Source organism: Jiangella anatolica (genome assembly GCF_003236295.1).
In the GTDB taxonomy this organism is placed as follows: Bacteria; Actinomycetota; Actinomycetes; order Jiangellales; family Jiangellaceae; genus Jiangella; species Jiangella anatolica.
Genome location: NZ_POTW01000022.1, coordinates 24081 through 44779 on the forward strand (window position 1 = coordinate 24081; position 20699 = coordinate 44779).

19 protein-coding genes are annotated in these 20699 nt (G+C 72.6%); 11 read left to right on the plus strand and 8 right to left on the minus strand.

The window, feature by feature from the left end:
• Positions 1-29 precede the first annotated feature (29 nt).
• From C1I92_RS11370 to C1I92_RS11385, 4 genes are all read right to left on the minus strand, one after another.
• Complete coding sequence (locus tag C1I92_RS11370) at positions 30-425, minus strand: roadblock/LC7 domain-containing protein (protein ID WP_111254780.1); 396 nt, start codon at positions 423-425, stop codon at positions 30-32.
• Complete coding sequence (locus C1I92_RS11375) at positions 422-3493, minus strand: sensor histidine kinase (protein ID WP_158564095.1); 3072 nt, start codon at positions 3491-3493, stop codon at positions 422-424. Before C1I92_RS11375 ends, C1I92_RS11370 begins: the two co-directional genes overlap by 4 nt.
• Positions 3494-3928: 435 nt before the next feature.
• Entirely contained in the window at positions 3929-5008 is a 1080-nt protein-coding gene (locus C1I92_RS11380; protein WP_111254782.1) for an inositol-3-phosphate synthase, read from the minus strand.
• A complete protein-coding gene (locus C1I92_RS11385; RefSeq protein WP_111254783.1) occupies positions 5005-5652 on the minus strand; it encodes a PadR family transcriptional regulator in 648 nt (215 codons plus the stop codon). Before C1I92_RS11385 ends, C1I92_RS11380 begins: the two co-directional genes overlap by 4 nt.
• 360 nt (positions 5653-6012) lie before the next feature.
• On the opposite strand from C1I92_RS11385, the gene C1I92_RS11390 reads away from it, so the two are divergent.
• From C1I92_RS11390 to C1I92_RS11405, 4 genes are all read left to right on the plus strand, one after another.
• Positions 6013-8331 (plus strand): transglycosylase domain-containing protein, encoded by a 2319-nt coding sequence (locus tag C1I92_RS11390; RefSeq protein ID WP_111254784.1) that lies wholly within the window; start codon positions 6013-6015, stop codon positions 8329-8331.
• A 54-nt stretch (positions 8332-8385) separates the two neighbouring features.
• Positions 8386-9771, plus strand: coding sequence for a glycosyltransferase family 87 protein (locus tag C1I92_RS11395; RefSeq protein ID WP_111254785.1), 1386 nt, complete (start codon positions 8386-8388; stop codon positions 9769-9771).
• Entirely contained in the window at positions 9768-10910 is a 1143-nt protein-coding gene (locus tag C1I92_RS11400; RefSeq protein ID WP_111254786.1) for a mannosyltransferase family protein, read from the plus strand. Before C1I92_RS11395 ends, C1I92_RS11400 begins: the two co-directional genes overlap by 4 nt.
• A 107-nt stretch (positions 10911-11017) precedes the next feature.
• Positions 11018-12571: an alkaline phosphatase D family protein gene (locus C1I92_RS11405; protein ID WP_111254787.1), complete on the plus strand. Its 1554-nt coding sequence runs from the start codon at positions 11018-11020 to the stop codon at positions 12569-12571.
• A gap of 8 nt (positions 12572-12579) precedes the next feature.
• On the opposite strand, the gene C1I92_RS11410 is transcribed toward C1I92_RS11405, so the two are convergent.
• From C1I92_RS11410 to C1I92_RS11420, 3 genes are read right to left on the minus strand one after another with little or no spacing between them, the layout of a single operon-like run.
• Complete coding sequence (locus tag C1I92_RS11410; protein WP_111254788.1) at positions 12580-13623, minus strand: alanine racemase; 1044 nt, start codon at positions 13621-13623, stop codon at positions 12580-12582.
• A gap of 4 nt (positions 13624-13627) precedes the next feature.
• Positions 13628-14764 carry a lipid II:glycine glycyltransferase FemX gene (locus tag C1I92_RS11415; protein WP_111254789.1) on the minus strand — a complete coding sequence of 379 codons (1137 nt, stop codon included), beginning with the start codon at positions 14762-14764 and terminating at the stop codon, positions 13628-13630.
• A complete protein-coding gene (locus tag C1I92_RS11420) occupies positions 14761-15378 on the minus strand; it encodes a YceI family protein (RefSeq protein ID WP_111254790.1) in 618 nt (205 codons plus the stop codon). Before C1I92_RS11420 ends, C1I92_RS11415 begins: the two co-directional genes overlap by 4 nt.
• A gap of 76 nt (positions 15379-15454) precedes the next feature.
• On the opposite strand from C1I92_RS11420, the gene C1I92_RS11425 reads away from it, so the two are divergent.
• Positions 15455-15970 (plus strand): MarR family winged helix-turn-helix transcriptional regulator, encoded by a 516-nt coding sequence (locus C1I92_RS11425; protein WP_111254791.1) that lies wholly within the window; start codon positions 15455-15457, stop codon positions 15968-15970.
• Here the strand turns inward: C1I92_RS11425 and C1I92_RS11430 are convergent.
• Entirely contained in the window at positions 15957-16745 is a 789-nt protein-coding gene (locus C1I92_RS11430; protein WP_111254823.1) for a deoxyribonuclease IV, read from the minus strand. The two genes, C1I92_RS11425 and C1I92_RS11430, sit on opposite strands and share 14 nt — an antisense overlap.
• Before the next feature lie 198 nt (positions 16746-16943).
• Here C1I92_RS11430 and C1I92_RS11435 point away from each other — a divergent pair, with 198 nt between their 5' ends.
• From C1I92_RS11435 to rplI, 6 genes are all read left to right on the plus strand, one after another.
• The gene (locus C1I92_RS11435) at positions 16944-17366 is read left to right on the plus strand and encodes a hypothetical protein (RefSeq protein ID WP_111254792.1); all 423 of its coding nucleotides are present in this window, start codon (positions 16944-16946) and stop codon (positions 17364-17366) included.
• A gap of 68 nt (positions 17367-17434) precedes the next feature.
• A complete protein-coding gene (locus tag C1I92_RS11440) occupies positions 17435-18814 on the plus strand; it encodes an acetamidase/formamidase family protein (RefSeq protein WP_111254793.1) in 1380 nt (459 codons plus the stop codon).
• 174 nt (positions 18815-18988) lie between these two features.
• Positions 18989-19279 carry a 30S ribosomal protein S6 gene (rpsF, locus tag C1I92_RS11445; protein WP_111254794.1) on the plus strand — a complete coding sequence of 97 codons (291 nt, stop codon included), beginning with the start codon at positions 18989-18991 and terminating at the stop codon, positions 19277-19279.
• Between the two features lie 12 nt (positions 19280-19291).
• Entirely contained in the window at positions 19292-19816 is a 525-nt protein-coding gene (locus tag C1I92_RS11450; RefSeq protein ID WP_111254795.1) for a single-stranded DNA-binding protein, read from the plus strand.
• 125 nt (positions 19817-19941) lie between these two features.
• Positions 19942-20178, plus strand: coding sequence for a 30S ribosomal protein S18 (gene rpsR / locus C1I92_RS11455; protein WP_026877935.1), 237 nt, complete (start codon positions 19942-19944; stop codon positions 20176-20178).
• 14 nt (positions 20179-20192) lie between these two features.
• The gene (gene rplI / locus C1I92_RS11460; RefSeq protein ID WP_111254796.1) at positions 20193-20639 is read left to right on the plus strand and encodes a 50S ribosomal protein L9; all 447 of its coding nucleotides are present in this window, start codon (positions 20193-20195) and stop codon (positions 20637-20639) included.
• Positions 20640-20699 lie beyond the last annotated feature (60 nt).

Here is a 20699-nt window from a genome sequence, read left to right on the forward strand (position 1 = left end):
CCACATCCGGTGCCCGTGCACGTCGTTTCTCATCCCACTCGCGTGGCCGGGTTGAGCACGGCGCCCACCCGCTCGACGAGCAGGGCCATCTCGTAGCCGACCTGTCCCAGGTCCGCGCTGGAGGCCGCCAGGACGGCCAGGTGCGCGCCGTCGCCGACCGCCATGACCAGCAGGAAGCCGTTGCTCATCTCGACGAGGGTCTGCTGGACCTCGCCCGCGCCCAGGATCAGCGAGGCGCCGACCGTGAGACTGGCAAGGCCCGACACCACCGCGGCGAGCTGCTCGCCACGCTCCCGCGGCATGCCCGTAGAGCCGGCCAGGTGCAGACCGTCCGCCGACACCACGACCGCGTGCGCGGCTCCCGTGGTGCGGTCGACGAATCGGTCGAGCAGCCAGCCGAGCTCGTCGCTGGAGGCGTTGGTCACGAATCGCTCCTCTCGGGGTCACTGGGCCGCTTCGGTACCCAGCCACCGGTTTCCTCCCGGCCTCGCCCGACCCCTCGCTGCAGGCTGGCCAGTGTCGAGGCCACGTTACTCGCGTCCTTGGCCGCGGCAGCAGGCCGCCGGGTCCGTTCCGTGGTCTCGTTCAGCTCGCCGATCGAACCGGGCACCAGCGAGGCGCCACGCCGCCGCAGCGGCAGGCCGGACGCGCTGAGCGCGGGCTCGGCCTCGGCGACCGGCTCCGGCACCGGCGGCGTCTCGCGCGCGGCCCAGCCGGACCCCGTCTGCGGCGCCGTCGAGATCGGCTCGGTGTCGCGCTGACCGGCCCGGGCGCTGGCGGCCTCCTCGGCCGAGCGCAGCGCCTCGGCGGCTCGCCGCCAGCCCTCGTCGGCAGGGCTGGACCAGTCGTTCGACGCGCTGCCGGACCGGCTGAACCAGGCCGAGGCGACGGAGTCATAGATCGGCGAGTCGCTCTCGGGCAACGTCGGCTCCGGTGCCCGCAGCGAGGACCGGGCGGCCGCGGGCACCGGGGCGGCCGGCGGCGGGGCGGCCGGCGGGCGGACCTCGGGACGCGTCTCCTGGCGCTCGCGGGTGGGCAACGGCGGCCGGGCCGGCTCGCCGGCGCCGAACCGGCGCTCGCCGGTGTCGCTGAGGCGGCGCTCGCCGGTCTCGGTGAGCCGGCCGTCGGCCAGCCGCCGGGAGCCGGTGTCGGTGAGCCGCTGCTCGCCGGTGTCGCCCGGCGCGTAGCGGGTCTCACCCGTGATCGGCGCGATGCGCGACTCACCGGTGTCGGCACGCAGCCGCGACTCCTCCGGGCTGGGCCAGGTGGGCCGGCCGGCGTCCATGGCCGGCGCCGGGTCGACCGGCTGCGAGTCGCCGGCGCGGCCGGGGGTCTCGGCCGGGAAGCGGGTCTCGTCGGAGCGCTCGTCGCGCCGCGGCAGCGCCGACGACGTGACCGGGAGCGCCGGCGAGGAGTCCTCGCGGCGGAACGGCGCCGGGCTCGGGTCCAGGCTCCAGGTGTCGCCGAGAGCGGCGGACGGCTGGGCGACCGGCTCGGCCGGCACCGGCGGGATGACGCCCTCGCTGGTGTCCAGCGGCGACAGGATCAGATGCGCCGGCAGATCGACCTGCGCGGCGGTGCCGCCCTCGGGGACCGCCTCGAGACGCACCTGGATGCCGTGCTTGGCCGCCAGCCGGGCGACCACGTAGAGGCCCAGGGTGCGCGACGCCGCGACGTCGATGTCGCCGACGTTGCGCAGCCGCTCGTTCAGCTCGTCCAGCTGCCCGGCCGGGATGCCCAGGCCGGAGTCGGTGACCTGCAGCCGCAGCCCGCCGCCGAGCAGCGGCTGGCTGGTCACCCGGACCGGCGTGGCCGGCGCGGAGAACTCGGTCGCGTTGTCGATCAGCTCGGCCAGCAGGTGGGCGATGTCGTCGACGGCGCCGGCGGTGATGAGGTCCGTGGGCATGACGCCGAACTTCACCCGCGGGTACTGCTCGACCTCGCCGACCGCGGTGCGGACGACGTCGAGGACGCCGGCCGCGCTGGTGTGCTTGCGCATCTCGTCGACGCCGGCGAGGACCAGGAGGCTCTCGGCGTGCCGCCGGACGCGGGTGGCCATGTGGTCGATGCGGAACAGCGTGCTCAGCTGGTCGGGGTCGCGCTCGCGCTGCTCCAGGCCCTCGATCTCGCCGAGCTGGCGGTCGACGAGCGACTGCGTGCGGCGGGAGAGGTTGACGACGATCGTGTCGAGGTTCTGCCGCAGCAGGGCCTGCTCGGCGGCGACCCGGACGGCCGTGGAGTGGACGTCGTTGAACGCCGTGGCGACCTGGCCGATCTCGTCGCGGCCCTCGGCCTGGACGGCGTCGGGCAGGTTGCGCGCCACCACCGGCCCGTCCTTGTGCACCCGCTCGACCAGCGCCGGCAGCTGCGTCTGCGCGGTCTCCAGGGCCGAGGCGCGCAGCCGGCGCAGCGGTCCGATGATGGAGCGCGCCACGACGATGGCGAGGTAGACGGTGAGTCCGAGGACGGCCAGCACGGCGAGCGCGCTGAACAGCGCGGTCACGCGGGAGCTGTCGGTGCGGTCGGCGGCCAGTGTGAGGACGGTGTTGCCGGCCTCCTGCTGGATGTCACGCAGGGCGTCGAGCCGGTTCGTCGACGCCGTCCACCACTCCTCCTTGGAGGTCCGGGCGTTGGCGCTGGCGGCGATGTCGTCGCGCGTCTCGGTGATCTCGCGGTCGCCGATGAAGATCTGGTTGGAGTAGATGCGGGCCTGCTCGGTGAAGCCGAGGCCGCGCAGGAACCGGCCGTTGAGCAGCAGGTCCTGCTCACCCTGCAGGACGATGGCCTGGTCGCGCTGGGTGTCGTCGGCGGCCTCGCCGGGCGTGAGGAAGTATGCGACGATGCCGCGCTCCATCGAGGCGGACTCGACCGCCTGCGCGATGTCGGCCAGCGCCGAGATGCGGCGGGCCAGCGTCGGGTCGTCGGTGCCGGCGGCGGACGCGGTGGCCAGCCGCTGCAGGACCTCGGCGAAGCGGTGGTAGCCGCTGGTGCCGCCGGCGTCGAACGGCGGGTCGTTGAGGTCGCGCTGGGTGCGGTAGTTCGACTCGTTCGCGCTCAGCCGCGCGACCTCGCGCTCGTAGGCCTCGACGGCGCTCTCGTAGCTGCTGCCGAGGTCGTCGCCGCGGCGCTCGTCGATCTCCGACGTCAGCGCGGCGAGCGCGGCGTCGGTGTTCTCGCGCGCGGCGGTGACCGAGCCGTCGGCGACGGTGTCGGCGCTGATGGCCAGGCCGGTGGTGTCGCGCTCGTCCTGGAGGGCCTCGAGCGCCGTCAGCGCCACCATGCCGACCTCGGCCAGGCTCTCGGTGCGCGACGCGGAAGACGCCTCGTCGAGGGCGTTCTTGAAGAACAGCGTGCCCAGCACCAGGGTGCCGAGCAGCGGAAGGAGGACCAGTGCCGCGACCCGTGAACGGACGCTGCGGTCGTGCAGGAAGGAATGCCAGAACGACTGCGAGCGCTCCCCGTCGCCGCCCTCCTTCGCACGACCGGACTTCACGGCTGGGCGTTGGTCGGCTGGGCGCTGGGTCGCGCGCGCCCGCTTCGTGGCGCCGTCGTTGCTACGGCGTCCTCGGGCGGTCCGCGTCATCGATGATCCTTCCTCTGTCGTCCCCCTTGGTCGCTCGCCAATGAGCGACTCGGGCCCCTCGTGGCCGCCGTCGTGCTCCGGGACGCACACGCGCCGCTAGACGACGCTTGCTGCCCGGCAGCGTTCTGTCAATAGGCGACCGATGGGTGAAACACCTCAATCTGGCACACGATCCCACCGGAGCATGACGGAAATGGTAGACGAGCCACGTCAAACTGCCGCATCGCTGATGGGATTCTCATCCCGTTCGGCCGATCCGGGCTCGTCTCAACGCCCGGTCCGCCGGAACGCGAGGGAGCCGGCACCCCGTGGGGGCGCCGGCTCCTGTCACCCGTGCGAGGCGCGTCAGCGCTCGGTCTCGCCGCGGATGAACTGCTCGACCTTCTCGCGGCAGACGTCGTCGGAGTACTGCTCCGGCGGCGACTTCATGAAGTAGGACGACGCGGAGAGGATCGGGCCGCCGACGCCGCGGTCCAGGGCGATCTTGGCCGCACGGATCGCGTCGATGACGATGCCGGCCGAGTTCGGCGAGTCCCACACCTCGAGCTTGTACTCCAGGCTCAGCGGGATGTCGCCGAAGTTGCGGCCCTCGAGCCGGATGAACGCCCACTTGCGGTCGTCGAGCCACGCGACGTAGTCCGACGGGCCGATGTGGACGTTGCGCGGCTCCAGGCCCTCGGCCAGCTGCGACGTGACCGACTGCGTCTTGGAGATCTTCTTGGACTCCAGCCGCTCGCGCTCGAGCATGTTCTTGAAGTCCATGTTGCCGCCGACGTTGAGCTGGTAGGTCCGGTCGACGGTGACGCCGCGGTCCTCGAACAGCTTGGCCAGCACGCGGTGCGTGATGGTCGCGCCGATCTGCGACTTGATGTCGTCGCCGACGATCGGGACGCCGGCCGCGGTGAACTTGTCCGCCCACTCCTGGGTGCCGGCGATGAACACCGGCAGGCAGTTGACGAACGCGACACCGGCGTCGATGGCGGCCTGCGCGTAGAACTTGGCCGCCTGCTCCGAGCCGACCGGCAGGTAGCAGACCAGCACGTCGACCTTCGCGGCCTTCAGCGCGGCGACGACGTCGACCGGCTGGCTCTCGTCCTCGACGATGGTCTCGCGGTAGTACTTGCCCAGGCCGTCCAGGGTGTGGCCGCGCTGGACGACGACGCCCGTCGGCGGGACGTCGCAGATCTTGATGGTGTTGTTCTCGCTGGCGCCGATGGCGTCGGCGAGATCCTGTCCGACCTTCTTGGCGTCGACGTCGAACGCGGCGACGAACTCGACGTCACGGACGTGGTAGTCGCCGAACTGAACGTGCATCAGACCGGGGACCTTCGTCGCCGGGTCGGCGTCACGGTAATAGTGCACGCCCTGCACGAGCGAGGCGGCGCAGTTACCCACGCCGACGATGCCAACACGTACCGAGCTCATCGGCCGATCTCTCCTTCGTTTCCGGTGGGGGGCGCCGGTGGCTCACCGGCCCCTGGGGTGGGCATGGCGCCCGGTGGCGCGTCGATCGAGCGCCGTTCCGCGCTGATCAGGTCGTCGAGCCACTTGACCTCGCGCTCGACCGACTCCAGGCCGTGTCGCTGGAGCTCCAGCGTGTAGGCGTCGAGTCGTTCACGGGTGCGCGACAGCGCCGAGCGGAACTGGTCGAGCTTGTCCTGCAGCCGGCCACGCCGGCCGATGAGGATCCGCATGCGGGTATCGGCGTCGGCCTTGCCGAAGAACGCGAAGTGCACGCCGAAGTGCTCGTCCTCCCAGGCCGAGGGCCCGGTGTGGGTGAGCAGCTCGGCGAATCGCTCCTTGCCCTCCGGTGTGAGCCGGTAGGCGATGCGGCCGCGGCGCCCGCTGCGGTGCGGGCCCGGCGTCACCAGGGTGCCGGCGGGCTCGTCCTCAGCCAGGTAGTTCTGCCGGACCATCGCCTTGAGGGTCGGATACAAGGTGCCGTACGAGAAGGCTCGCCCCCACCCCAGCAGCGAGTTCACCCTCTTGCGCAACTCGTAGCCGTGCAGCGGCGCGTCATGGAGCAGGCCCAGGATGGCCAGCTCCAACGCCTCTGCCCGCTTGCCCACGAGGTACGCTCCCTTGCATCATTGTCAGCTCGATGTATCGAACCGATACATCAGGACGATAGGGCGTCCCGGGCGCGAAGTGCAAGTGACCGGTCCGCATCGGTGTGACCGGTGTGACGGGTGGGTCGATTTGTGCGGGTTTGAACCGGCTGGGACGAGAGCAGGATTGGCGTGATCGACCATGGAGCGTCGTAGGCTCTGCATGAATCCGGGGCGCGTCAGCGCGCGCACCGGGCTGCCGATGTCCCCGACCCGACCGGGAACTCAGTGACCAACCAAGGGCGACGACGCGCGGGTGACCGCGCGCGCAACGCCGCGTCCAAGACGGCGCGTCCGCGGACGGCCGCGTCTGCCGGCGCGGTGCCGTCGGCGACCCCGGAACGCGGCGCGCGCCGCTACGCCGCCGGTCGCAACGGCAAGAAGGACGGCAAGGGCCGCCGCAGGGGCTGGCGCCGATTCGTCTCCTGGAAGGCATTCGGCCTCTACGCGCTCGGCATGATGCTGCTCGGCGTCGCCGGCGTCAGCATCGCCTACGCGATGACGGACATCCCGGAGGCCAACGCGTTCGCCCGGTCCGAGGCGTCCATCGTCTACTGGAACGACGGCGAGACCGAGCTGGGCCGGTTCAGCGCCGAGAACCGCGAGACCGTCGACATCTCCGAGATCCCGCAGGCCTGCCAGGACGCCGTGGTGGCGGCCGAGGACCGCAGCTTCTACGAGAACAGCGGCTTCGACCCGGTCGGCATCGTCCGCGCGGGCATCGGCTACATCCGCAACAACGGGTCGACGGCGGCCGGCGGCGGCTCGACCATCACGCAGCAGTACGTCAAGAACTACTACCTGACGCAGGAACAGACGCCGACCCGCAAGATCCAGGAGATCTTCATCTCGGTGAAGATCGACCGGCAGATGGACAAGGACGACATCCTCGCCGCGTACCTCAACACGATCTGGTTCGGCCGCAGCGGCCTCTACGGCATTCAGACCGCGTCGCGCTCGTACTACGGCAAGCCGGTTTCCGAGCTCAACGTCGCCGAGTGCGCCGGGCTGGCCGGCATCCTGCGTTCGCCGCCGCGCTACGACCCGACGGTCGGCCCGGAGAACACCGAGCGGTTCAACAACCGGTTCCAGTACGTCGTCGACGGCATGGTCGAGATCGGCGCGCTGGACGAGGCGACGGCGGCGACGCTGGTCCCGCCGGCCGTCGTGCCCGAGCAGAGCACCAACCGCTACGGCGGCCCCAACGGCTACCTGCTGCGGCAGGTCCGCGAGGAGCTGCTCGACAACGGCTTCACCGAGGAGCAGATCGACACCGGCGGCCTGCGCATCACCACGACGTTCGACCCGCAGGCCCAGGCCGCGGCGATCGCCGCGGTCGACGCGGAGCGGCCGAAGGAGAACGCCGAGGGCGTGCGGGTCGGTCTCGCGGCGGTGACGCCCGGCGACGGCGCCGTCGTCGCGATGTACGGCGGGCCGGACTACGTCGCGCAGCCGTTCAACGACGCCATCGCCGCCTCCGTCCAGGGCGGGTCGGCGGTGAAGCCATTCACGCTGGCTGCGGCGCTGGAGCAGGGCATCTCGCTGGAGAGCCGGTACTCCGGCAACACGCTCACCGACCCGATCCTCGGCCCGCCGGTGCACAACCAGGGCGACGAGGAGTATGGCGAGGCGGTCGACCTCGTCACCGCGACCGAGAGCTCGATGAACACCGCCTTCGTCGACCTCGCGATGGACATCGGCCCCGACACCATCGTCGACACCCAGTTGGCCGCCGGCCTGTCCTACGCGGCCGACGAGGAGGCGGACCTGCGGCAGAACCCGCGCGTCACCATCGGCATCGGGCACGTCCGGCCGATCGACATGGCCGAGTCGTACGCCACGCTCGCGGCCGGCGGGCGGCACGCCGACTGGTACACCGTCCGCTCGGTCAGCGAGCCCGGCGGCAACGTCCCCTACCGCGTCGAGCCGGCCCCCGAGTCGGTGCTCGATCCCGGGGTCGTCGCCGACACCACCTACGCGCTGACGCAGGTGGTCGAGAACGGCAGCGGCAGCGAGGCGCAGGAGCTGGGCCGGCCGGCCGCCGGCAAGACCGGGACGCACGAGGACCTGACCGCGTGGTTCTCCGGCTACACGCCGCAGCTCGCGGCGAGCGTCGCGATCTTCCGCGGCGACGGCGAGACCGCCGGGACCGTGTCTCTCGACGGCGTCGAGGGCTTCGAGACGTTCACCGGTGGCCGCTTCCCGGCCCGCATCTGGACCGCGTTCATGCGCGGCGCGCTGGAGGGCATGGAGGTCGAGGAGTTCCCCGAGCCGGCCGAGGTCGGCGAGCCGGTCAACCCGACGCCGACCCCCACGCCCACGCCGACGCCGACCGAGGACTCCGGCGACGAGAACGGCGACAACGGCGACGGCAACGGCGACGGTGGCGACGGCAACGGCGATGAGAACGGTGGCGACGGCAACGGCGACGGCGGCGGCGGCGACGACGAGAGCGGCAACGAGTGGGGCGGCGTCGACCCCGAGGAGCCCTCGCCGGAGCCATCGGAGACCCCGTCCGACGAGCCGACCGAGGAGCCCTCGCCCACGGAGGACCCGCCCGGCAACGAGTGGGGCGACGCCAACGGTGGCGGAGGCGGCGGTGGCGGCGGTGGCGGGCCCGGCGGGGATCGCTCACCGTAGCGCGCGGCCCGTCGCTGTGACCCGCGGCACGGGCGCCGTCTAGGCTGTCGCAACGTGTCCGAGTCGCCCGCCGCGCCGAGCCGGGACGACCCCGTCGTCAGAGGGCTGAGCGAGGCGGTCGGTGGGCCGTTGGGCCGCCGGGCTGCCGCGCGGCGGCGCTGGTGGGGCCCGGTGCGCATCGCGCTGCTGGTCGCCGTCGTCGTGCTGGCCGTCGGCTTCCTGGCCGACGAGCCGTGCCGGTCGGCGGGCTGGGCCGACCGCGCGGACCGGTCGATGTGGACGTCGCTGTGCTACAGCGACGTCGCGTTCCTGTACCGCGAGCGCGGCCTGGTCGACGGGCTGGTGGTGTACCGCGACAGCCTGCTGGAGTACCCGGTGCTCACCGGCGCGGTCATGCAGGCGACGGCGGCCGCGGCGGCGGGGCTGTACGACGCGTTCGGCGGCGACGGCGGCCTGCCGCCGGCGATCGCGGAGAGCGTCGTGTTCTTCGACCTCACCGCCGTGCTGATGGCAATCTGCGCCATCGGCGTCGTGGTCGCGACGGCCCGGACGGTGCCGCGCCGCCCCTGGGACGGCGTGCTGGTGGCGGCGTCGCCGTTGCTGCTGCTCAGCGCGTACGTGAACTGGGACCTGCTCGCGGTGCTCGCGACGTCGCTGGCGATCTGGGCGTGGTCGCGTGAGCGGCCGGTGCTGGCCGGCGTGCTGATCGGACTCGGCGCCGCGCTGAAGCTGTACCCGGCGCTGCTGCTCGGCGTGCTGGTGCTGGTGGCGCTGCGGTCGCCGGAACGACGGGCGGCGCTGCGCGACGCCGCGCTGGCCGTCGTCGCCGCCGTCGCCGCGTGGTCGGCGACGAACCTGCCGGTGGCGTGGTGGGCGCCGGACGGCTGGCGGGAGTTCTTCACGTTCAACGCCGACCGCGCCGCCGACTTCGGCTCCACCTGGTTCGCGGTGGACCTGCTGGCGCCGGACCTGCTGCCGGAGTTCATCGACTCGCTCGTGGTGCTGGCCGCGGCGGTGGCGCTGCTGCTGATCGCCGCGCTGGCCCTGACGGCGCCGGCCCCGCCCCGCGTCGCCCAGCTGGCCTTTCTCGCCGTCGCCGCGTTCCTGCTGGTGAACAAGGTGTGGTCGCCGCAGTACTCACTGTGGCTGCTGCCGCTGGCGGTGCTGGCGCGGCCGCGGGTGCGCGACCTGGCGGTCTGGCAGGTCGCCGAGGTCGTCTACTTCGTGCTCGTCTGGCGCTTCCTGGCCACGCTCTACGACCCGTCGGCGCCGCTGCTGACCAACGACCAGTACGCGCTGGCCATCCTGCTGCGGATCGCTGGGCTGCTCTGGCTCGTTGGGATGGTCGTGCGCGACATCCGCCGTCCCGAGGAGGACCCCGTCCGCCCGTTCCTGGCGCTGTACGGTGCGCGGCACCGCCGGCGGGTGGTGCCGGCATGACGGCGCGCACGCCGGCCGAGCGGCTGCTGCCGGTCGACCGCGACTCGCTGGGCGTCTGGCTGGCCAGCCGGGTCTCGCTGTGGGTGATCGCCGCCGCCTCCGGCTGGATGTTCGTCGCCCAGGGCCAGGACGTCGTCCCGGCGCTGGACCGATGGCAGCAGTGGGACTTCTGGCACTACGCCGGCATCGCGATCCACGGCTACGGCGGCCAGCCCACCGGTGTGCCGAACGAGGCGTTCTTCCCCGGCTTCCCGGCGCTGCTGTGGTTCGGCGCCGAGCTGGGCCTGCGTCACGTCACCGCCGGGTTGATCGTGTCGCTGCTGGCCGGCGCCGTGGCCGCGGTGGCGCTGGGGCGCATCGGCGAACTCGAGGGCGGCCAGCGGATCGGCCGGCTCACCGTCCTGGTGTGGGCGGTCTCGCCCTCGGCGGTGTTCCTCGCCGCGCCGTACACCGAGTCGCTCTTCCTCGCCTGCGCGTTCCCGGCCTGGCTGGCAGCGCGGCGGCAGCACTGGCTGGCCGCCGGCGTGCTGACGGCGCTGTCGTGCACCGTGCGCGTCAGCGGGCTGTTCCTGGCCGCCGCGATCGCCGTCCAGTGGCTGACGACGCGGCGCGAGGCGATCGAGCGGTCCGGGCAGCCGTGGTGGTCGGGCCTGGGCTGGCTGTTCCTGCCGTTGGTCCCGCTGCTGGCGTGGTCGGTGTACCTGGAGTCCGAGACCGGCGACTGGCTGGCCTGGCTGCATGCCCAGGCCGAGGGCTGGGACCGGCACTTCAGCTGGCCGTGGACGGCGTTCGACACGACCTGGCAGGCGGCCTACGGCGGCACCCAGACACCCGGGTTCGCCTGGATGTTCCGCGCCGAGCTGGTCGCCATGCTGGTCGGCGTCGTGCTGACCGCCGCGCTGCTGTGGTGGCGCCGCTGGGGCGAGGCGACCTGGGTCGGCCTGCAGGTCGTCGCGTTCGGCACGTCGACGTGGTTCTTCTCGGTCCCGCGGGCGACGCTGCTGTGGTGGCCGCTGTGGGTGACGATCGCCCTGCTGGCGGCGCGCCGTCGCTGGGTGCTGTGGGCCTATCTCGCGGTTTCGGTGCCGTTGATGTCGGTGTGGGCCGCTGCCTATCTGACCGGGCGCTGGGCCGGCTGACCCCCGAGCCGTTCACCCACGCGTGCCGGAGGGTTCACCCCGCACACCAATATCGGCCATGACCGTAATGTTGCCTGCACGAGAAGCACCCGACCAGGGAGGTTCTCGTGTCCGATACCCCGCGCACAGTCAACCGCCGCTCGATCCTGCTCGGTGGCACCGCCGCCGTCGGCCTCGGCCTGGCGGGTCTGGCCGCCAGGCCGGCAGCGGCCGCCGGACGCGCCCCGCTGACGGCGAACCCGTTCACCCTCGGCGTGGCGTCCGGGGATCCGTGGGCCGACAGCGTCGTGCTCTGGACCCGCCTGGCCATCGACCCGCACGCCGAGAGCGGACTCGGCGGCATGCCCGACCGCGACCTCGTCGTTCAGTGGCAGATCGCCGCGGACGAGCGCTTCGGGCAGGTCGTGCGCGCCGGGACGACGACCGCACGATCCGCGGACGCGCACAGCGTGCACGTCGAGGCCGGTGACCTGCGCCCGGGGACGGAGTACTTCTACCGCTTCCGAACCGAACGCCACCTCTCGCCGGTCGGCCGGACGATCACCATGCCGGCGCCGGGCACGATGCCGGACCTGACCATGTGCTTCGCGTCCTGTGCGGACTATGGCGACGGCTACTTCACCGCGTATCGACGCCTCGCCGAGGACCACCCCGACCTCGTCCTGCACCTCGGCGACTACATCTACGAGTACCCCGCCAACTCCGGCGACATCCGTGCCGTCCTCGGCCCGGAGATCCGCACGCTGGCTCAGTACCGCCAGCGCTACGCCCAGTACAAGGCCGACCCGGACCTGCAGCTGGCCCATGCCACAGCGCCCTGGCTGGTGATCTGGGACGACCACGAGATCGAGAACAACTGGGCCGGCGAGACGCCCGAGGCGCCGGACCCGGCGTTCCCGGACCGGCGTGCGGCGGCCTTCCGGGCCTACTACGAGAACATGCCGCTGCGCCGGACCGCCCGCCCGCGCGGCACCGACATGCGGCTCTATCGCCGGTTCGCCTGGGGCGACCTGGCCACCTTCCACATGCTCGACACCCGTCAGTACCGCGACGACCAGGCCTGCGGCGACGGCCTGCGCGTCGACTGCGCGGAGCGGCTGGACCCGAACCGCACCATGACCGGCGTCGAGCAGGAGCGTTGGCTCGTCAACGGGTTCCACCGCTCCCGGGCCCGTTGGGACGTGCTCGGCCAGCAGGTGTTCTTCGCCCAGCGCGACCGGACCTACGGCGAGCAGCAAGGCTTCGACATGGACTCCTGGGACGGCTACCGGGCCAGCCGCGACCGGATCGCCGCCGCCATGGGCAACAGCGGGGTGCGCAATGGTGTCGTGCTCACCGGCGACGTGCACCGGCACTGGGCCGCCGACCTCAGGGAGAACCCCGACCGGCCCGATTCCGCGCGCGTCGGTGTCGAGCTGGTCACCACGTCGGTCACCAGCACCGGCGACGGCAACGAGAACACCAACTCCCGCGAGCTCTCGGAGAACCCGCACATCAGGTACTTCAAGAACCGCCGCGGCTACGTCCGCACCCGGTTCACCCAGGGCGAGCTGCGCGCGGACTTCCGCATCCTTCCCTACGTCACCGTTCCGGGCGCCGAGGCGCAGACGGCGGCGACCTTCGTCGTCGAGGACGGGGACCCGGCGCTGTACCCCGGCTGAGCGGGGCGTCAGTCCCAGGCGAGGGCGTCGAACGTGGTGGTCGTGAAGCGGACCTCGACGTCGACCTCGTCGCCGACGGCGGGTAGGTCGACGTCGGCGGGGAGCCAGATCATCGAGCACTGCATGTGCGGCGGCTCGGCGAACCAGCGCTGCTTCCCGCCGACGCGGAACGGGGACAGGGCCCGCCCACCCGCCTCCAGCCCGCCGCGGGCCAGCGCCGACGCCCGTTGCCGCAGCGTTCCGGCTGCGGTCGGAGCCTGCAGGGCGACGCCGTGGGCCGTCCCGCCGGCGAGCACCACGACGGCGCCGTCGCGGCGGGCCCGGCGCTGCCGGTAGCCGTACGTCTCGCCGCGGCGCACCCGGTGCACGTCGAGCACCGTCGCCTTCGGGGTCAGCCCGGACCGGTCGCCGAGCCAGAGCGCCGTCGCCACCCGCAGCCGCACCTCGGCGGACGTCGCCTGGCCGACGGTCGCGGCACGCGCGGGACTGAGGTGGCTCACCCACACCGTGCGGGCGGCCGCCGGCACCGCCTCGAACGCCCGCCGGGCCAGCGTCGTCGCCTCGGTGGTGTGGTCGCCGGTCAGCGGCAGGTGCAGCGCGAACCCCTCGAACCGGACGCCGTCGAGCAGCTTGCCGACCTCGGCCAGGTCGCCGGGGTCGATGCCGTGCCGGCGCATGCTCGTCAGCACCTCGACGACGACCCGCGGCCGGGTGTCGCCGTCGGACAGCCGGCGCAGGTCGTCCAGGCGCGAGACGGTGTGCAGCACGCGGTCGTCGGAGAGACCGCCGGTCAGCCAGGGCCGCCACGGGGTCAGCACCAGCACGTCGCCGCCGAACGTCGCAGCGACCGCCGGGACCTCCTCGTACGTCCCGGCGGCGAGCGTCGGCACCGTCAGCCGGGCCGCCTCCGCCGCGAGCACGGCGTTGCCGAAGCCGTAGCCGTTGCCCTTCGCGACCGGCACGACGGTGACGCCGGCGGCGGTCGCGTCCTCGACGTAGCGGCGGACCCGGCCGTGCCACTGGTCCGCGGCGATGTGCAGGGTGAGGGACACGCGCTCAGCTCCGGCGCTTCATGTACAGGTCGAAGGCAGAGTAGAGGACGCGGGAGATGGGCAGGTCCCACTCGCCGAGGTACTCCACCGCCTCGCCGCCGGTGCCCAGCTTGAACCGGATCAGCCCCGCGTGCGGGTCGTCCTCGGACAGCGTGTCGGTGATGCCGCGCAGGTCGTAGACGGAGCACCCCTCGGCCAGCGCGTCCTGCATCATCCGCCACTGGATCGCGTTGGAGCCGCGGACGTCGCGCTTGGCCGTCGTCGAGGCGCCGTAGGAGTACCAGGCGTGGGTGCCGACGCGGGTCATGGTGGCGGCCGCGACGAGGTCGCCCTCGTGGTGGGCGAGGTACAGCCGCAGCCGCTCCGGCGCCTCGGCCGTCATCGCGGCCCACATGCCCTCGAAGTACGACAGCGGCCGCGGCGTGAACGCGTCGCGCTGCGCGGTCTCGGCGTAGATGCGGTGGAACTCCGGCAGGTCGGCGGCCGTGCCCAGCGTGACGACGACGCCGGACTTGTCCGCCTTCTTGATGTTGCGCCGCCACAGTTGGTTGAAGCCCTTGAGGACGTCGTCGGTGTCGCGGCCCTTCAGCGGCAGCTGGAACAGGTGCCGTGGCTGGCCGGCGGCGAAGCCTTCGGTGTCGGCCGGCGGACGCCAGCCCAGCGCCGTCAGCTGCTCGGCCAGCGCCGCGCCGGTCGCGGTGGTCTCGTCGGCGGCGACGTCGCGCAGGCGGCTGACGCCGGGGTCGGCCAGCGCGGCCTTGAGCGTCGCGTTGGACCACCGGCGGGTCACCGCCATCGGGCCCATGCGCAGGCCGAACGCGCCCTGCGACTTCACGTGCTCGGCCAGCGGGGCCAGCCAGCGCTGCAGGTCGCCGGCGGCCGCGGCGCCGTCCCAGTCGATGCTCGGGCCCTCGGGGACGTAGGCGAGGTAGCGGCGCACGCGCGGCGCCTGGCGGTAGAGCACGAGCGCGACGCCGACCAGCTGGTCGCCGTCGAACCAGCCGACCGAGCGGGACCGCCAGTCCCGTTTGACCACGCCCCACGCCGGTGTCTGGAGGAAGCTGACCGAGGGCCGCTCGGCGATCGCGGCGAGATGCTGCTCGCTCGTGATCTCACGGACGGCGAGGGGGGAGCGGGTCACGGGGCGAGGTTACCCGTTTCGCGGGCGGATCCGGCCGGCCGGTTGAACTCGGCGTCGATCTCCAGCACGACCGTCTTGCCGATCAGCACGCCGCCGGTCTCCAGCGCCCGGTTCCAGGTGAGGCCCCAGCGCTCGCGGTCGATCTCGGTGCGCGCGCTGAGCCCGACGACCTGCGCGCCCCACGGGTCGAAGCCGACGCCGTCGAAGCTGGCGCCGAACTCCACCGGCCGGGTGGTCCCGCGGATCGTCAGGTCGCCGGCCAGCACGAACTCGTTGCCGCGGACGTGCGTGATGCGGGTGGACCGGAACGTCAGCTCCGGGTGACGGGCGACGTCGAAGAAGTCGGCCGAGCGCAGCCGCTGGTCGCGGTCGTCCTCGCCGGTGGCCAGGCTCGCCGTCCCGACGACGACCTCGACGTGCGACGCCGTGGGGTCCTCGCCAAGCGTCAGCGTCGCCCTGACGTCGCCGAAGCGGCCCTTGATCTGCGTGACCATGAGGTAGCGGACGGCGAACGTGACGTCGGCGTGCTCGGGGTCGAGCGTGAAGTCGCCGGCGGCCGGCACCGTGAGCCCGTTCCACGGGTGCACGTTGCGATCGGTGTCCGACTCAGCCATGGCCTGCCCTTTCTCTGGCGTCAGTGCTTCAACGTTCAATATTTTGCGCCGTCAACCATTGTTAGCATCAGCATCTATGGCGACGACGCGAATCATCGACGACGACCGGCTCACCGCCGTCGGCCTGCTCGTCGAGGTGCACCGGGGGCTGACCAACAAGTTCGCCGCCCGCCTGGGCCGCCACGGCCTGTCCGAGAACGAGCTGGAGATCCTGCTGCGGCTGGGCCGCACGCCCAACTGCCAGTTGCGCATGAGCGACCTCGCCGCGCAGACCAGCCTGACCACCAGCGGCGTGACCCGCGTGGTCGACCGGCTGGAGCGCGCCGGCCTGGTGGTGCGGGCCAGCTGCGACACCGACCGCCGCGGCACCTGGGCCGTGCTCACCGACGCCGGCCTGGAGCGGGTGACGGCCGCCGTCGAGGAACACCTCGAGGACGTCGACCGCTGGTACACCGGCCTGCTGACGCCGGAGCAGCTGAACGCGCTGCTCGAGGCGCTGCGCATCGTCCGCGACACCGTACGGCCCGAGGCCGTCGCCGGCGTCGCGGAGGCGGCCCGTGCCCGGCCGCGCATCGCCGCTACCTCGCCTTGACGCGGTCCAGCAGATAGGCGACGTCGGCGTCCTGGCCCTCGGCCGGGGTCTCGACGATCGCGTCGGTGCCGGCCGCCTCGATGACAGCGACGATGGCGTCACCGCCGATGCTGCCGGTGCCGATGGTGGCGTGCCGGTCGGCGCCGGAGTCGAACGGGTCGCGGCTGTCGTTGGCGTGCACGAGGTCGATCCGCCCGGTGATCGCCCGGGTCTTCTCCACCATGTCCTCCGCCGCGATGCCGGCCGAGAACGCGTGACAGGTGTCGAGGCAGAAGCCGAACCCGAACTCGCCGACGGCGTCCCAGAGCGCGGCCAGCCGGTCCAGCTTGCGGGCCATCGCGAAGTCGCCGCCGGCGGTGTTCTCGATGAACACCGGCACCTTGGCGTCCAACTGCTCGGCCGCCTTGCGCCAGTTGTCGACGCCGGTCTGCGGGTCGTCGCCCTTGAGCACGTGGCCCCCGTGCACCACGAGGCCGGCCGCGCCGACCTGCGCCGCCACGTCGACGTGCTGCTGCAGGATCTTGCGGCTGGGGATGCGGATGCGGTTGTTCGTCGTGGCGACGTTGACGACGTACGGCGCGTGCACGTACACCGTCAGCCCGGCCGCCTCGGCGTCGGCCTTCAGCCCCTCGGCGCCGCCCGGATACGTCAGCTTCGGCGCCTTCCAGTCCTGCGGGTCGCCGAGGAAGATCTGCACCGCCCCGGCCCCGGTCGACTTGGACACGGCGATGGGGTCGCCCTGCTTCACGTGGGCTCCGATGCGCTGCACAGCCATGCTCACAGACGCTACCGCGCCGGTCCGACAGGTGCCTCGCTCGTTCCTCGCTCGGACGCCCGCAGCCTACCCCTGCTGGCATCCCCCGGCCCCCGCACGCTGTTGCGGTCCGCTCGGGGGTCCACGCGCAGGTGCGGTGCGGGCGGTGGCGTCCGTGGTCAGGGCTGGCCGCGCAGGTCGCCCACGTAAAGTGCAGGGGTGGGTGAGGGGAGCTGGCGGGAGCAGCGGCGCGAGGTGGTGCGGGCGCAGGCCGAGGCGCTGGCCCGGAAGAAGGCGGCCGAGACCACACGGGCGCGGGAGCTGGTCGCACAGTTCGTCGCCGCCATGAGGTCCGCCGGCATCGAGCCCGGGCCGCTGCGGGCCAGGGCCGGCGAGGGGGCCGTCACGTACCGGACCGGGCTGCGCGGCTGGTACGTGCGCCGCAACCACGCGATGGCGGTCGGCGACGACGGCGAGTTCTACCTGCTCGACGTGCCACGGTCGGCGGCCGCCCGGCTGACCGGCGTCCGGCCGGCCCCGTCCGACCCGCCGCTGCAGGCCGGGGTGGGCGGCCGCGACGGCGAGTCGATGCCGCTGGAGCAGTTGCTGCGGCAGCGACTGGAGGCCGGGTCCGATTTCTGACCTTTCGTAACCCCGTCGGGCGCCGGCCGAAACCGCGCCGTCACGGCGGCACGCTGGCATGAGTGGCCATGAGCCGGTTCGGGACTCCAGAGGACGACATCGCCGCGTACGTCGGAGCCAGGCTGGTGGGTCGCCTCGGCCGGCGCGGACTGCTGCGCGCGCTGGCCGCGGTCGGGACGGCCGCCGCGGCGGCGGTGCCACTGGCGGGCCAGGCGGCCGCCGGCGCGGCGGCGCCCGCGTCACGGGTGCGGCTGCCCGGACGCGTCCTGCAGCCGGGCACCGGGCCGATCGACGGCCGGCACTACCTGCGCAGTGACCCGGACCAGGTGCTGTGGGGATACCTGCCTCGCGTCGGCGACGAGCCGGTGCTGCGCATGCGCTCCGGCGAGACCGTCACCATCGACACCGTCTCGCACGAGGGGATCCTCGAGGACCAGGGTCGTGACCCGGTCGCCTACTTCGCGAGCAAGGGTGTGCGCCGCCGCGACGTGCTCGACGACGCCGTCGCGATCGCCGGCGGGTACGACCGCACGCCGCGCGACTTCGACGTCGACGGGCCGCACGTCGTCACCGGGCCGGTGTTCGTCGAGGGCGCCGAGCCCGGCGACGTCCTCAAGGTCGAGACGCTGTCGGCGCTGCCGCGGGTGCCGTACGGCGTCGTCTCCAGCCGGCACGGCAAGGGCGCGCTGTCCGCCGCGTTCGCCGACCTCGCCCGCTCCGAGGTGATGCCGCCCGTCGAGACCGACGGGCGCGCCACCGGCGACCCCGAGCGCTACGGCAACGTCTCGACGTTCACGCCGGTGACCACTCGGCGCGGCCGGGCCGTCGGCCGGCTCCCGGTGGGCCGCACCGGCGAGGTCACGTTCCCGATCGAGCCGTTCGCCGGCCTCATGGGTGTGGCCACCACGGGCGCGACGTCGGCCACCGATCCGTCGGTCAACTCGATCCCGCCCACGCGAGGTGGCGGCAACATCGACATCAACCTGCTCGGTGTCGACTCCGCGTTCTATCTGCCGGTGGTGGCCGAGGGCGCGTTGTTCCACGTCGGCGACCCGCACTTCGCCATGGGCGACGGCGAGGTGGCGCTGACGGCGCTGGAGGGGTCGCTGCGGCTGACGTTCCGGCTGACCGTGTGCAAGCGCGGCGACGGCCGTGCTCCGGGCGTCGCGTTCGGGTATCCGTTCGCGGAGACCCCGGAGGCGTGGGTCCCGATCGGGCTGTCCGACCCCGACGGCGCCATCGGCGGCCAGGTGAGCGATCTCGACGTCGCCATGCGCCGGGCGGTCGTGAACGCACTCGACTTCCTGCAGGATGACCTGGGGATGGACCGCCCGACGGCGTACGCCTACCTGTCCGCCGGTGCCGACTTCGCCGTCTCCCAGGTGGTGGACCGTACCGTCGGTGTGCACGGAATCATCCGGAAGGAGCATTTCCGCGGGCGTGCTTGAGACGCGCAGGTCAAGCCCTGTGGACAACCGAATCGGTGTTTCGGCGCAACGCTGGTAACCTTGCCTGCGGCCTGGTCGAGCACGGACCTGTGTGCACCCGACCGGGCCATCGACGTTCAAGCCCTCCTGCCACGGAGAGACCGTGGCCGCGAAGACCACAGGAGGTGATCCGGCATGCGTCGCTATGAGGTCATGGTGATCCTGGACCCCGAGTCCGAGGAGCGCACCGTGCAGCCCAGCCTCGAGAACTACCTCGGGGTCGTACGTGAGTCCGGTGGCTCGGTCGAGAAGATCGACATCTGGGGCCGCCGCAAGCTCTCGTACGAGATCGGCAAGAAGAGCGAGGGCATCTACGCGGTGCTCGACGTCACGTGCGAGGCCGACACGGTGGCTGAGCTCGACCGCCAGCTCGGACTGTCCGAGACGGTGCTGCGTACCAAGGTCGTTCGGCCGGAAGCCCACTGAGAGGGACCAGCAATGGCAGGCGAGACCGTCATCACGGTTGTCGGCAACTTGACCGACGACCCTGAGCTGCGCTTCACGCCCAGCGGCGCCGCGGTCGCGAACTTCCGCGTCGCGTCCACGCCGCGCACGTTCAACCGGCAGACCAGCACGTGGGAGGACGGCGAAGCGCTGTTCCTGTCGTGCTCGGTGTGGCGCCAGGCGGCCGAGAACGCCGCCGAGTCGCTGCAGCGCGGTATGCGGGTGGTCGTGACGGGGCGGCTCAAGCAGCGCTCGTACGAGACCCGCGAGGGTGAGAAGCGCACGGTCATCGAGCTCGATGTCGACGAGATCGGCCCGAGCCTGCGCTACGCCACGGCCAAGGTCACCCGGACCCAGCGGTCCGGCGGTGGCGGCGGCTTCGGTGGCGGCGGCCAGCCCGCCGGCGGTGGCAACGACCCGTGGGCTACCCCGTCCGGCGGCGGACAGCCGCAGGGCGGCGGCGGCAACGACCCGTGGGGCGCTCCGGCCGGTCCGCCGTCCGACGAGCCCCCGTTCTGATCACGAAGTAACCCAGCGTTCCGGGGCGGCTCTGGAGGCCGCCCCGCACGGAACGCGCCCGTCAACCCATCCCGGTCAGCCGCGGCCAGCGAGGCGACCGGGCTCCCCGAAGGAGGAGCACCACGATGGCAAAGCCCCCGCTGCGCAAGCCGAAGAAGAAGGTTTGCGCCTTCTGCAAGGACAAGGTCGACTACGTCGACTACAAGGACACTTCGCTGCTGCGCAAGTACATCTCCGACCGCGGCAAGATCCGCGCGCGTCGCGTCACCGGCAACTGCACCCGCCACCAGCGCGACGTCGCCACCGCGATCAAGAACGCCCGCGAGATGGCGCTGCTGCCGTACACCTCGACGGCTCGCTGAGGGGAGACGACGCGATGAAGCTGATTCTCACCCAGGAGGTCCCGGGCCTCGGCGCCGCCGGCGACGTGGTCGAGGTCAAGGACGGCTATGGCCGCAACTACCTCGTGCCGCGTGGCTTCGCGATGGCGTGGACGAAGGGCGGGCAGAAGGAGATCGACTCCATCCGCCGCGCCCGCTCGGCCCGCGAGTTCGCCGACCTCGACTCCGCCCGCGCCGTGAAGGCGCAGCTGGAGGGCACCGCGGTCCGGCTGTCGGCCAAGGCCGGCGACACCGGCCGGCTGTTCGGCGCCGTCACGTCGGCCGACATCGCGTCGGCGGTCACGGCGTCCGGTGGCCCGGCCATCGACAAGCGCCGCATCGAGGTGGGCAGCCCGATCAAGACGGTCGGCACCCACAGCGTCGTCGTGCGCCTGCACCCCGAGGTGGCGGCCAACGTCAACCTCGAGGTCGTCCCGGCCTGACGTCCGTTCCACCCGAGGGCCCGCGCGCCGGCACCAGGCCGGCCCGCGGGCCTTCGTGCG

Bases quoted from the DNA above. Each gene is read 5' to 3' on its own strand.
- C1I92_RS11380 (WP_111254782.1), bottom strand. From the start codon at position 5,008: ATGAGCTCGGTACGTGTTGGCATCGTCGGCGTGGGTAACTGCGCCGCC.
- C1I92_RS11400 (WP_111254786.1), top strand. From the start codon at position 9,768: ATGACGGCGCGCACGCCGGCCGAGCGGCTGCTGCCGGTCGACCGCGAC.
- C1I92_RS11420 (WP_111254790.1), bottom strand. From the start codon at position 15,378: ATGGCTGAGTCGGACACCGATCGCAACGTGCACCCGTGGAACGGGCTC.
- C1I92_RS11425 (WP_111254791.1), top strand. From the start codon at position 15,455: ATGGCGACGACGCGAATCATCGACGACGACCGGCTCACCGCCGTCGGC.
- C1I92_RS11430 (WP_111254823.1), bottom strand. From the start codon at position 16,745: ATGGCTGTGCAGCGCATCGGAGCCCACGTGAAGCAGGGCGACCCCATC.
- C1I92_RS11440 (WP_111254793.1), top strand. From the start codon at position 17,435: ATGAGCCGGTTCGGGACTCCAGAGGACGACATCGCCGCGTACGTCGGA.
- rpsF (WP_111254794.1), top strand. From the start codon at position 18,989: ATGCGTCGCTATGAGGTCATGGTGATCCTGGACCCCGAGTCCGAGGAG.
- C1I92_RS11450 (WP_111254795.1), top strand. From the start codon at position 19,292: ATGGCAGGCGAGACCGTCATCACGGTTGTCGGCAACTTGACCGACGAC.
- rpsR (WP_026877935.1), top strand. From the start codon at position 19,942: ATGGCAAAGCCCCCGCTGCGCAAGCCGAAGAAGAAGGTTTGCGCCTTC.
- rplI (WP_111254796.1), top strand. From the start codon at position 20,193: ATGAAGCTGATTCTCACCCAGGAGGTCCCGGGCCTCGGCGCCGCCGGC.